Annotated in this window: 11 protein-coding genes; 3 read left to right on the top strand and 8 right to left on the bottom strand. The window is 65.2% G+C overall.

The window, feature by feature from the left end:
- Position 1 precedes the first annotated feature (1 nt).
- Positions 2-979 carry an ArdC family protein gene (locus FA702_RS22015; protein WP_136958181.1) on the bottom strand — a complete coding sequence of 326 codons (978 nt, stop codon included), beginning with the start codon at positions 977-979 and terminating at the stop codon, positions 2-4.
- A gap of 241 nt (positions 980-1,220) precedes the next feature.
- Here FA702_RS22015 and FA702_RS22010 point away from each other — a divergent pair, with 241 nt between their 5' ends.
- From FA702_RS22010 to FA702_RS22000, 3 genes are all read left to right on the top strand, one after another.
- Entirely contained in the window at positions 1,221-2,156 is a 936-nt protein-coding gene (locus FA702_RS22010; RefSeq protein WP_136958180.1) for an IS110 family transposase, read from the top strand.
- Positions 2,157-2,283: 127 nt separating this feature from the next.
- A complete protein-coding gene (locus tag FA702_RS22005) occupies positions 2,284-3,417 on the top strand; it encodes a hypothetical protein (protein ID WP_136958179.1) in 1,134 nt (377 codons plus the stop codon).
- Complete coding sequence (locus FA702_RS22000) at positions 3,410-3,742, top strand: STAS-like domain-containing protein (RefSeq protein WP_255504939.1); 333 nt, start codon at positions 3,410-3,412, stop codon at positions 3,740-3,742. Before FA702_RS22005 ends, FA702_RS22000 begins: the two co-directional genes overlap by 8 nt.
- A gap of 533 nt (positions 3,743-4,275) precedes the next feature.
- Here the strand turns inward: FA702_RS22000 and FA702_RS21995 are convergent.
- The 7 genes from FA702_RS21995 to FA702_RS21965 all read right to left on the bottom strand — a co-directional run bounded on the left by FA702_RS21995 (position 4,276) and on the right by FA702_RS21965 (position 12,593).
- Positions 4,276-5,331, bottom strand: coding sequence for a hypothetical protein (locus FA702_RS21995; protein ID WP_136958178.1), 1,056 nt, complete (start codon positions 5,329-5,331; stop codon positions 4,276-4,278).
- Between the two features lie 80 nt (positions 5,332-5,411).
- Entirely contained in the window at positions 5,412-7,490 is a 2,079-nt protein-coding gene (locus FA702_RS21990; RefSeq protein WP_136958177.1) for a ParB N-terminal domain-containing protein, read from the bottom strand.
- 148 nt (positions 7,491-7,638) lie between these two features.
- Positions 7,639-7,872 carry a hypothetical protein gene (locus tag FA702_RS21985; protein ID WP_136958176.1) on the bottom strand — a complete coding sequence of 78 codons (234 nt, stop codon included), beginning with the start codon at positions 7,870-7,872 and terminating at the stop codon, positions 7,639-7,641.
- Positions 7,835-8,155: a HigA family addiction module antitoxin gene (locus FA702_RS21980; protein ID WP_136958175.1), complete on the bottom strand. Its 321-nt coding sequence runs from the start codon at positions 8,153-8,155 to the stop codon at positions 7,835-7,837. The genes FA702_RS21985 and FA702_RS21980 overlap by 38 nt, the downstream gene beginning before the upstream one ends.
- Before the next feature lie 10 nt (positions 8,156-8,165).
- On the bottom strand, positions 8,166-8,444 hold the full coding sequence (locus FA702_RS21975) for a type II toxin-antitoxin system RelE/ParE family toxin (protein WP_136958231.1): 279 nt from the start codon (positions 8,442-8,444) through the stop codon (positions 8,166-8,168).
- Between the two features lie 73 nt (positions 8,445-8,517).
- Complete coding sequence (locus FA702_RS21970; RefSeq protein ID WP_136958174.1) at positions 8,518-8,931, bottom strand: hypothetical protein; 414 nt, start codon at positions 8,929-8,931, stop codon at positions 8,518-8,520.
- Positions 8,928-12,593, bottom strand: coding sequence for a strawberry notch family protein (locus tag FA702_RS21965; RefSeq protein WP_136958173.1), 3,666 nt, complete (start codon positions 12,591-12,593; stop codon positions 8,928-8,930). Before FA702_RS21965 ends, FA702_RS21970 begins: the two co-directional genes overlap by 4 nt.
- Positions 12,594-12,623 lie beyond the last annotated feature (30 nt).

Genomic DNA, 12,623 nt, shown 5'->3' with positions numbered 1-12,623 from the left:
CTCAGGCCGCAATGGCGAGAGGTGGGACATCGTCGTGCCCGCCACCCAGCTCGTCACCCTGCCCGGCGCTGGCCGCGGCATGGATCCAGTCGGCGGCGGCCTGCGCCTGCGCGGCGGCGGTGAAGATCGCGCGGACATCATGGCGCAGGATCGATAACCACGAGGCAAGGTACGCGGCATGGTCGGGCCTCGGCGTGCAGGCAAGGCCGAGGTCCGCCATGATCATGGCGCTGCAGATCTCCGCCACGAGTTCTTCCCTCGCGCGGATGCTGCGTTCCTTGTGGTAGTCGCGCAAGGTTTCGCGGGCGAGACGGGCGGCGTGGCCCGAGCCGTGGGCTATCTCGTGGGCCAGCGTCGACACCAGGTCGAGGTCGCTGTCGAACGCGGTGCGTTCGGGCATGAACACCTTGTCGATATCGGCACGGTAGTGGGCGTCGTGCAGACCGTATTCGATCGGGATGCCGGCGCGGGACAGAAAGGCCAGGGCTTCGGCGATGCTGGTATCGACCGGCGGCGCTTCGCGAACCGCGCCCGCATCCTCGAGGTCGACCTGGTCGCGGTTGAAGACAACGAACGAGCGGGCGAAGCAGCGGGCGCGGCCGCGGCCTTCGTCGCCCGTATCCGTGTCGGCATCGGAACCGGCATGCACATCGCCGTTCCGGGACTCGATCCGCTTCCACAGCACGACATGGGCGCCGCTCTCACCCTTGCGGACTTGCCCACCGATGCCTTTCCACTGCTGGTAGGTGCCGAACGTACCCGAGGTATAGCCGTGCGCCTCGGCCGTGGCCCACAGCACCAGGCGGTTGATCCCGGCATAACGCCTGCCCATCACATTGGCGGGGCGCATGGTGGGCGCACCCGTGTGGTGCCAGGGCATTCGCCATTCCCCGGCGCCGGCCTCGATCGCGGCGACAAGCTGGGCGGTGACGGTGGCGTAGATATCGGAACGCGCCGGCGCGCGGTGGGACGATGCCATGGGGATTCTCCTCTGCAAGCGAGCCCGCAGGCTCGCCCTTCCCATCCCCACTTGTATCTTGAAATTGGTGCATGATGCGATTGCGGGAGGCTCCGCTAGCGGAGCCTCCCGCCCGTTCGCGAGCCCGTGTCCCCCTTGGTCGTAGCAGCCCGCTGGGGAGCTTGGGCCCGGACGGATCTTCATCAACCCGAACGGTTGCACGGGGCGTTGACCCCGCACACGCAAGGATGGGAACGGAGATATGGCACAGCACGATCAATTTGTCGGTATCGATGTCAGCAAGGCGCGGCTTGATGTCTGTCTGTGGCCGCAGAATGAGGCCTGCGCTTTTGCCAACGACCGGGATGGCTTGCGAGCCTTGATCCGGTGGCTTCGCCGCGTCAGACCCCACGCAGTCGGCTTCGAGGCTTCGGGTGGTTATGAACGCGCTCTGCTGACGGCTCTATGCGAGGCAGACCTGCCCGCTCGACGCGTCAACCCGATGCGCGTGCGCCAGTTCGCCCGCGCTGCCGGGATTCTGGCCAAGAACGACAGGATCGATGCTGCAGCGATCGCGCATTTCTGCGCTGCGCTGCCCCAGCGCGAGGTGGTCCACGATCCTGCCCGCGCCATGCTCGGCGAACTCGTCACGGCACGCCGCCAGCTGTGCGAGGAGCGCACCCGCTGCGCCAACCAGGCCGAGCAGACTGCCAGCGCGCTGCTCAGGCCGATCGCTGCACAGCGGATCAAACGGCTGTCAGCCGAGATCGCGCTGGTTGAAGCAGAGATCGCACGCCTGATCGCGGATCACCCCGAACTTGCCGAGCGCAACGCAATCATGCGCTCGGTGCCAGGCGTCGGGCCGACAACCGCGGCAACGCTCCTCGCGTTCATGCCGGAACTCGGTGCAATGAGCGCCCGACAGGCCGCATCGCTCGTCGGCGTCGCGCCTTTCGATTGCGAAAGCGGGGCCTTCAGGGTCAAGCGACGCATCGCCGGAGGGCGCAAACCTCCCCGCGATGCACTCTATATGGCCGCCCTCGTCGCAAGTCGGCGCAACACCACAATGGCCGCCGCATACCACAATCTGAAAAACGCCGGAAAACCAGCAAAAGTCGCCCTCGTTGCGATCATGCGAAAACTCATCACAGCTCTCAACGCCATGATCCGAAACAAACAGCAATGGGCTGCCGCATAGACGGTTGCTCCCCTCTCCGAGTCCCGATGTCGGCCGTGTGCGGCCGGGAAGGTGATCAGCGGGTCGTGGACGAGCGCGGCCGAGCAGGGTAAGCGGCTCACCGCGAGGAACCAGGAAAGGCGGGCTGTTGCGGAAACTCACCACGAAGCAGAAACTTCGCCATATCCGCCGTGCACGCCGACGCATCAGGCAAAATTCAGTCCGATTTCCGGGTAAGCTCAGCGCGATTCGACTTGCTGCCAAAGAGCGGTTTGAAGCCGCAAAGCGCCTGCTGCCAGCCCCTCAGGTGATATACGATAAGCGACCGGGCTGTTGCGTCCTCCGACCGCCAGCGAATTTCGATCTAGCGGAAAATTATGACGAAACGCTCGCGTTCCTTATGGATATCAGGGGGCGTTCAATCACCCAGCCCGTGGTACATCCTGAGACAGGCACGAAGTTGATTCATTTCACCGACTTCAGCGCGCTAAAGACCATCGCGCCTGGCGCTGGCTTGGTGCTCGCAGCTGAACTTGATCGGAGACGGTTGGTAACGGGCGTGAAACCTCATTCATTGGACGCCGAATGGGACCCAGCAGTACGATCCTACTTCCGCCAAGCGGGGCTTTTCGAGCTGCTCGGGATCGAGCCTCAAATCGCAGAAGAAGGAAGCACGAATGGAGCCTTACAGGCCGTGCGCTTTGTCCGCGGTCGATCGGTAAAAGGCGAAATCGGGGCTAAATTGAGGGATCGGGTTGAGCAGTTGTGCGGCAAGAAGATTGGTCCTCGAACGACTGTCTACGAAGCGATCTCGGAGGCCATTGCAAACACCCGTCATGCTTATCCCCGACACATCGGCATTTGGCCCACCAAAGCGACGGGGCAGTGGTGGGCAGCGGGTGCGTGGAACAGCGAGACGAACGTCGTTTCGCTTCAACTCTATGATCAGGGGGTTGGCATTCCGGCAACGCTTCCCAGATCTGAGCATTGGTCGGATGTGTTGAGCAAACTTGGAATCGACAGGCTCCACCCTGAGCGAGCTGCCCATAAACTTATTGCAGCTGCCTTGGATGTGGGCCGGACCTCGACCGGCGAGAAGGGTAGAGGTAAGGGCCTGGCAGAAATGACAGCGTGGATTGACAAACTGGGTAATGGATTTCTGAGGATTACGAGCGAGCGAGGAAGCGTTTCCTACGAGGCCGGCGGTGTAGTATCAGGGGTGACGCGTAAGGCCCCTTTCTTTGGGACATTGATTGAGTGGGAGATTGGGCTGCGTGACTGACGTGATGACGATCTCGATCGCAAATGACTTCTCGCCGTTCCCGGCGGGCAGGAAGCGGAATGATGGGCCTTTTACAGGTGAAGCATTCCGAGAGGATGTGTTGAGGCCAAAGCTAACCCGTGGTGTTTCCATTGTGCTGGACATCGACGGGGTGGAGGGGCTTCCCTCGTCTTTTCTTGAGGAAGTTTTTGGCGGGCTCGTCCGCGAAGGCTTTGACTTAGCCGTCCTCAAAAACCTTGTGAGATTTCAGCATTCCGACCCTGAGCTTGACGCGTACCCGTCGCTTGCGTGGCGATTCGCTGAAGCCGCATCCGGGCCTCACTGACTTTGGCGGGGTTTCTGTCAGCGTGGATCACGCCGGCACTGGTCAGCTTTCTTGTCTCGCTCTGGGTAAATAGGCGTTCAGAGGCTCGACGTGCTCGCCGAGACAATATAACCAAACTTTTTGAAGTCACGCGGGAAGACGTCCGAAGGGCGGTGGAAGCGGCCATCGACTACTTCGCCACCCCACCATCTGATCGTAAAGGCCTACAAGAGGCTAAGGTAATTCTAGGTGACCGCGAGCTTCGATCATCTATGCCTGTGATATTGGGCCCACATCCCGAACTGGTCCACGAGAGTCGCATAGAGGCCCAAAAACGGTTCGAGACCTTGCTCATTGAATTAACGGGCGGCAACTTTCAAGAATCGGACGGCACCGTAGACCGAGAACACATTCGACGTCTCGCACATGCCGGAGCCGGGCTGCGTTCAGCACTGGCTAAAATGAGGGATGCTGAACTAAGGATCCTGTTTGAAACAGACCCTGTCGTTAGGCTCTGGAACCGATTGGGCGAGAAATTCGACGCGTGGCTTGGATTACCCCCTGCCGCAGGCTGAGGTATTCAATTCACAGCCCCCTTCCCCGCCCTGGCCGATATCGGCGGTGTACCAGCTATGCACCAACCCACAGATGTGATCCGGTGAATACCAGCGCGCCGGAGACATCAGCGTACCCATGGCCGGCGTGACGGTGACCGCGGGCACGCTGACAGCATCGTGGAACGTACCGTTCCACGGATCCCAGGTCGCGATCGCCGCCCGGCTGAAGGTGACCGGCCTGGCGGGATCGAGATCGATCAGCTGCGCGATCGGAACCATGGCGTAGAGCACGAAGAGAAAGTTCGTGGAGCAGGCATTGTCGACCATTTCGCGAACGGCCTCGAGACTGCACAACGGTGTCGGGCGGCGCGGGAAGTCCGGCCTGCCGATAAGGACCTTGCCGCGGGGCCGCTCCGATGCATGGCCATTGCCGCTGGCCTTGCGATAGTCGCCGAGGGTGTAGCCAAGCGCGGCCAGGGCATGGACGAGATCTTCGGTGACATACATTTCGGCAAATTCGGGCCAGGGCCGGTGGCTGGTAATGCTGGCGTCCAACGGATGCTTGCCCTTGGGCGACAGGACGAACAGCACTTCGGCACGATCGCAGCTGGAGAGGGCATCGCCCGGAGTCGATGTATCGGCATCGGCCAGCAGCGGTTCGATCCGGCAGGCGAGTTCCGATAGCAACGCGGCATGTTCACGGCGCGTGAGGTCCTGCAGATACTCGTCATAGCGGCGGACCAGATCGTGCGCCGCCTCGCGCGCGGCGGGCCAGACTTCGTTTCGGGGGAACAGCGACGAGGTCGCCAGCGCTGCATGGACATCCTCGCAGCTGGCATGGGCGTCAAGGATCACCTCCGCGATGGCGTTGCCCTGCTTGAGGGTCAGACAATCGCGCGAGGGTTCAAAGGCGCAGTACCAGGCGGCAGCCGCGGCCTCGGCGACCAGTTCGTCGATCCGGACTTCGTCGGCAGGCGAAAGGCCGTCGTCCCCGGCGGCGCGCGCAAGCGCGACAAGCGCGCCGGCGCACGCATCGGTCATTGTATCGGTCACGGGATCGTTCCTGAAAGATCGAAGCCCGGCGCCGCGCCGAAGCGGACACCGGGCCTTTGTGGTACGCAGGATGGCCGCGGTCAGGCTGCCCGGGCGAAGTCCGCGACCAGGGCGTCCGCTTCATCGTCCTCGTGTTCGTCTTCACCGGCAGGCACTTCCTCCTCACCAGCGATGTCGGCAGATGCCTCGTCGCCGTCCCCGACGCTAGTATCGTCCGCGGACACCGGCGGTACGAAGGCGAGCTGCTCCGGCACCCAGCGCAGCGCCCGCTCGCGGATCGCCGGCTCGACAATGGCGTCGCCCGAACACAGCTTCGTGGCGGCGCTGGCGAGTTCGCTCTTCTTGGCAAGCGCGTAGCGGCCGGGCATTGCCGGATCGATCTCGCCGAGGACGCCGAGGATTTGCCTCTTCTTCAGCCGGTCGAAGAAGCTCTCCGCTCCCGGACGCCAGTGCCGCGCCACATCTATGCCCAGCAGGACGCCGAGACCGGACTGGAAGGGCTTGTTCCGCTCGCCGCTCGCAAGGCTCGCCTGCAGGCTCTGGCTGACAGCATAGGCAAGCCAGCTGGCGCGGGTGTCCTCGTCGAGCGCGCGGAAGGCGAGGAACGAAGCGAAGCTGTCCTCGATCAGCGCCCAGTCGTTGGGCAGGCCAACCCGGACCTGCTCGAGCTGCTCGCGCGCGCCACTCGGCGGAATGTCCTTGAGGCCCGCCGGCTCGAACCGGTCGGTGATCCGGATCGAGCAGCCGGTGTCGCTGTACCCGAAATGCCCCGCCTGGTCGCGCGCGAGGCTGAAGATCGCCAGGTCGAGCGCCAGCGCGGGATCATGGGCGATGTGGAGCGCGAGGATGTCGCGGCGATCCTTCGCCAGCTGTTCCTCGAGACCGCGCGGCAATGCGTCGAGGAGGCCGGCCTGCTCTTCCTCGGGATCGATCGCATCGCTCGCGCTGTCGCCGGCCTCTTCCCCGGTGTCCGCCTGCGCGCTGTCGGACCGGACGCACTTGGCTGCTGTGTAATACCGGTCGACCAGTTCCGGCGTGCCGTCCTGGCCGATCACGAGGAAGGTGCCCACATGCTCCCGATCCTCGTCCGGAATGATGACGTCGGTCTTGCGCAGGGCATCGTATTCCGCCGAGAGGCGCTCCTGTTCGTCGTACAACGCCTGCGCCGCGTCTTCGTCCTCGGTCTGTTCGATTTCTTCCTCGATTTCCTCGTGCCGGCGCTCGATCTCGGCCATGCGATCCTGCGCCTCGGGCGAGGGTTCGGCATGGTCCGGGAAGTAGCCCTGCAGGTCGCGGGTGTCGTCATAGGGGACGCGGGTCGCGGCGACGGGCTTCACCCACGCAAGTTTCGTGGCGAGCTGCGCCACCTCGGCCTCGAAGGTCAGCTTCTTCATGGCGAGGTCACGGGCAATGTCCGCATCGATCCAGGTGCCCTCGCCTTCGGCCGCGAAGAGATCGCGCTCGATCCGTCCGCCAGCGGCCTGGTACTCGCTCTCCCCGACCAGCAGCGCCAGCGGATCGCGTCCCGACAGGCCAGTCTCCGCAATGGCGCGGCGGATCGCCTGCGGATTGTCCGCGGCCCAGCTGTCCGAATAGCGCTCCCACGCGGAGAGCTGCGCGGCACGGTCGCTGGTGGCGCCGTAGGCCATGGCGACATCGAGCGTGATCGTCCCTTCGGCGAGCGCCGCGAAGATCGGCTCGGCAAGTTCGGCAAGCCGCATGCGGCCATGGACATGGCGCACGGTGACGCCGAAGCGGCGCGCGACATCCTCGGCGCTGGCGCCCTCGGCGATGATGTCGCGATAGGCGGTGCATTCCTCGGCCGCGGTCATCGGCTCGTGCAGCAGGTTCTCGGCAAGGCTCAGTTCGCGCGCGGCGGCGTCCTCGTCCTCGCACAGCCGGACCTCGACGGGATGGTCCTTCCCGAGCTTGCCGGCCTCGACCAGCAGGGCGAGCGCCGCCAGGCGGCGGCCGCCGGCATGGACGTCGAACAGGCTCTTGCGCCCGCGCGACGGCGAGACGATCAGTGGCTGCAGCAGGCCGTGGCCCTCGATCGAGGCGGCCAGCGCTGCAATTCCGGCGGCGGCATAGGTGCTGCTCTTGCGGACATTGGCATCCGAGCCGCGCAGCTTGGCGAAGGGAATCGTGGTCGTGATCATGGCAGGTACTCGCGTTTCTTCGCGAGGCCCGGATCAAGGGGCTCTTTCCGCTCCCAGGGGGCCTCGCCCCCTCGCCTTCCCCCTCCTCTTGGTCGCGGCCGCCACAGGCGGGCGCGGGATATGCCGGCAACAGCCCTACCCTACTGCCTCAATCAAGGTCCTTGGCGATCGCGATCGCCGCAGCGCCTGCAATCAGAAGGTGATCGCGTGCATCATCGGGAAGAATATCGCCGGCCTTATGGAGAACCTCTATCAGGTGCATCAGCACATAGAGTGCATCGGCATCCGCCGGCACGCGATACAGTTGCGTGACGAAGTCATGCACATAGGCTCTGCCGACATCGTCATGCATGTCCATACGCGTCGGCGGTTCCTGTTTCATCTGTGGCATCCTGCAGGCGGCGTACCGGCGGCTGCTTGTGCTGCATCGCGCACCACAGGTCATAATTCGCCTGCATGGCCAGCCATGCCCGGGCGGTGCTGGCGCCTGCCTGCTCGAGCCTGACCGCAAGATCGGGGCTGATCCCGGCCTTGCCGTTCAGAACACGCGACAGCGCAACGCGCGACATGGCGAGACGGCTTGCCGCCTCGGTAACCGAAAGATCCAGCGCTCCGATGACTTCATCGCGCAAGAGTTCGCCGGGGTGCGGGGGATTGTGCATCATCGTCATTGCCTCAATGGTAATCCTGATAATCGACCAGTTCCGTATCGGCGCCCACAAATCGAAACGTCACGCGCCAGTTGCCGTTGACCCAGATCGACCAGAAGCCCTTCATATCCCCCTTCAGGGGGTGTAACCTGAAAGACGGCAGATTCATGTCTTCGGGTCTTGCCGCCACATCGAGCATCGCCAGGATATTCCGGAGCTTCTTTGCATGCGCCGCCTGAATTCCCCGCGTTGTTCCCGAATGATAGAAGGCTTCGATTCCCTTGTGGCGGAAGCTGAGGATCATGAGCAACTGTATCGCGTAACGATGCACGATGCAAATGGTTCCGACCATGGCTCGGATGCGTACAAGCAGGCGCTCATAGTGCCTCGCCCCGCTCCACCAGGTACACCGGCGGCGGATCGGCCCAGGCATAACCATGGCGCTCCATCTGCCGGGCGATGGAGCGGCGGTAGCGTTCGGGCCAGTCGCGATGCCGGCGCAGGCGTCGGCCGATCCGCACGCTCTGGCCGGCGAGCAGCCCGCGCCGGATGATGAGCGCGGGATCGATCCGGTTGGCGCGCTGCTCCTCGAGACGCCGCACGGCCTCGCAGGCTTTGCGAAACGCCCGTTCGATTGCGGCGGCATAGGCGATGAGCCGCGCGTCATCGTGCTCGATCGGCGGATAGCCGCTGCCGGGACAGCGCGGTCCTCTGGCACAATGATGCACGACGGTGCCGTCCTTGCGCAGGGCTTTGCGCCGGCCGCAGACCTGGCAGCGAAAGCCACTCATGCAGCGATCTCCCCGACAATACGGTCGGCATCGTTGACCGGCAGGAAGAGGCGCGTGCGGAACTGAATGATCTCGGTGAAGCACCCTTTCGCCTTCAAGGCGGGGAGCGCCCGGGCCTCGAAGCCCAGGATCTCGAGACGGGCCTCGCCGTTGACCCGCGAACGCCTGAGCGACAGGCCCTGCCGCGCATCGATCGGCACGACCTTTCCGGACAGCGCGGCCTCGACGATTTCCTGGGTGGTGAGCTGGACGGCGCCGCCCAGGCCCAGCTTGTCGAGCAAGGCATTGACGGTCCCGGCCGGAACGATGCGGCCAAGCAGCGAGCGCCCGTCCTGCGTCACCAGGCGTCGCACCTGCGCTTCGTCGCCCAGCAGGTTCCAGATCGGCAGCAGGCGACCGGTGGCGAGGAAGAACCGCTCGGTCTGGGGCCGGGCCTCGAGATCCGCACACTCGGCCTGCCAGAGCCGGGCGAAGCTCTCCGCCGACAGGTCGTCCCAGTGGCTTTCGGCAAGATCGGGATCGGTGATCACGCTGCGGCCACCGGGACGATGGAGCGCGTAGCAGCTAATCGAGAGGCCGTCATCCGTAAGACGGGAACGGGTTCGCACCAGCAGGGCGACCTTGCCCGAGCGGCCGTTGCGCAGGAAGCGGGCCGAGCCCCCTGCCCTCCTTGCCCGCTCCATGATCCCGGCAATGTCCGGACAACGCACCGCCCATTGCGCCTCGATGGTGAGCAGCTCGGTGATCGCGGCGCCATCGCGTTCGAGCAGCGTGCGCCGCTCGGCGACGGTCAGCCGGTCGGCCACGACCGTCTCGACGCCGGCATCGAACGTGCCCGCCTTGCGGGCCGCCTCGATCCGCGCTTCGACCAGGCCGAGGAACTCGTCGAAGATGGCGTTCTGCAGGGCGATCGGCAGCGCCAGGATGCGGTTGAGCCAGCGCTGGATGGGAGGAAGGTTGTCGACCAGGCTGCCTTCGTGTTCGAGACGCAGCCCGGTGCGCTCGCAGAACGACGCGAACTGGCAGGAGGTCAGCTTGCCGGCATGCAGCAGCCGATACCACTGCAGCAGGGCTTCCCTCGCGTACTCGGATTCGAGGTTGTCCGCCGGGTCGAACAGGTTCTGCCCACCGGTCTGGCGCTGCCCGCGGGTCAGGGCGCCGAGCGCGTCGAGCCGGCGGGCGATCGTCGAGATGAAGCGGCGTTCGCCCCGGCAATCGGTGGTGACCGGACGGAAGATCGGCGCCGAGGCCTGGTGGGTGCGATTGGTGCGGCCAAGGCCCTGGATCGCCTTGTCGGCGCGCCATCCGGGCTCGAGCAGGAAATGGACGCGGCGCTGCTGGTTGGCCGCCGCCAGGCTCGCGTGGTAGGATCGCCCGGTCCCGCCCGCATCGGAAAAGACCAGGATGCGCTTGCTGCCGGCCATGAACAGGTTGGCATCGGCAACGCCGGCGGCTGCCGAGCGTGACTGCAGCTTCTGGGAACCGTCGGGCAGCGTCAGCAGGCGCCGGGTCCGCCCGGTCACCTCGGCCACAGCGTCGGCGCCGAAGCGGGTGATGATGGCGTCGAGCGCCGGCGCGATCGGCGGGAGCGCGCCGAGCATCTCGATCATGTCGTCGCGCAGGCGCAGCGCATCGGCACAATGAACGGGATGGCCATCGGCATCCGATATGGGGCGCGAGAACATATTGCCGTCTTCGTCAACATAGCTTTCCATCGCCCGCGTCGGGAACGCGTTCTGCAGGTAGGAAAGGCAAAGTTCCCTGGGACTGAGATCGATGGCAAGCTCCGCCCGCTCTTGCGCATCGAGATCGGCAAGCCGCCGGTCGAGCAGGGCTTCGGAGGTCGAGACCAACTGGACGACCGCGGACATGCCATTGTCCAGCGCGGACTGGATCGCCGGCAACAGGGTGGGCAGCTTCATGGCGAGCAGCAGCTGGCCGAAGAAGCGCTGGACCGAGGACTGGAACCGGCTGCGCGCGGCGGCGAGCGCCGGGCCATTGAGCGTCCTGCCCTCGAGCGGATCGGTGACGCCGGAGGCGGCGAGCGCCGATTCCATGTTCCGGTGGATCACCGACCAGGCTTCGCTCCAGGCATCGAAGTCCGCGATCTGGACGGGCGTGAGCGCGTGTTCGAGGATATCGTATTCGACGCCGGCGTAGGACAACGAGCGGGCGGTATAGACGCCCATCGCTTTCAGCTCTCGTGCGACCAGTTCCATGGCGGCAATGCCGCCTTCGCGGATCCGCGCGGTAAACGATGTCCGGTCGGGAAACTGCGTCCCCTCCCCCCACAGGCCGAGACGGACGGCGTAGGCGAGGTTGTTGATGTCCGTGGCGCCGGTCGCCGAGGCATAGACCACGCGGGCGCGGGGCAGGCGGTTCTGCAGTTCGACGCCGGCGAGGCCCTGCAGCGATCCCTTGGTGGCGCCAAACCGCCCTTCCCCGCCGGCGACGCCGCCCATGGCATGCGCCTCGTCGAACAGGATGCATCCCTCGAAGTCGGGTCCGCACCATTCGAGCAGCTGCTGCAACCGGGTCTTGCCACCCGATGCATTGCGCAGCGTGGCATAGCTCAGGAACAGGATACCCTCGCTGAGCGTGATCCGGGCGTCGGGCCGGAACTTCGCCATGGACTGGATGTCGAGGGCCATGCCTCCCAGCGCTTCCCAGTCGCGTATCGCATCGACCTGCAGGCTGGCGTTCTCGGACAGCCAGATGTGGCGGCGGTTCCCGCGCAGCCATTGATCCATCAGGATACCGGCAAGCTGACGCCCCTTCCCCGCCCCGGTGCCGTCACCGAGGAAGAAGCCCTGCCGGTAGATCTGGCCTTCGGCATGCGGGACAAGTTCGAGCCCCTTTTCCGGCACGGCATAGCGGCCGGGCAAATCGCGCGACGTGGCATCGAGCGCATGGGTGACCGTCTCGAGCTGGGCCGCGGAAAGAACCTGGTTCTCCATGACCGACCGGGGAAGCCGGGGCACATAGGCAGGCAGCGGCGGCAGGACCGAGGCCATGGCCGCGCTTTCGACAAGAGCGGCGGGATGGTCTGCGGCGCCTTCGAACGCGATCCGCTGGGGCCGCCAGGCGGCATAGACATCCGTCGTGGCGACGTCAGGGCCATGGGCCGCCACGGGTTTCCATTGTACGTCGACCCAGTTCGGCGCATCCGCCGATGGGCAGCGGTCGGCCACCGGCACCGAAACGGGTGCCGAGGCCCGCCTGCCGAAGGCCTTGAAGAGGCTTTTGCCCTGCCCCGCGCGCTCAGGGATCGGTACAGACGCTGTCGCGCAAACGTCGTCAGCGGGACAAACCGCGCGCGGCGGCATAGCGGTCACGAAGGCAAGCAGGTCACCGAGTTTTGGACGCTGGACGACAGTCGTGTTGAGGTTGCCCGGAACCTTGTCGATCGCCAGCAGGCGGATGGCAACGCGCGTGCCATGGCTGCGGAAGGCATCCTCGATACGGAAATGCGCCGCGACAGTGGAGCCCTGCAGGGCGCGGGCAAAGACTTCGGCCTTGCGCCCTTGTCCGGAAAAGCCATCGGGCATGATCGCGACGAGCCGCCCGCCGGGGCGCAGCGCGGCAAGCGCCGCAGCGATGTGGCGCGCGGCGGCAAGCGGGTCGTCCTTGCCGGCGGCGTTGCGTGCGAACGGTGGGTTCATCAGGACGACGCTTGGGCGAATGCCAAGTTG

The organism is Novosphingobium sp. EMRT-2, assembly GCF_005145025.1.
Taxonomy (GTDB): domain Bacteria; phylum Pseudomonadota; class Alphaproteobacteria; order Sphingomonadales; family Sphingomonadaceae; genus Novosphingobium.
This window is presented reverse-complemented; position numbering and strand designations above follow the sequence as displayed.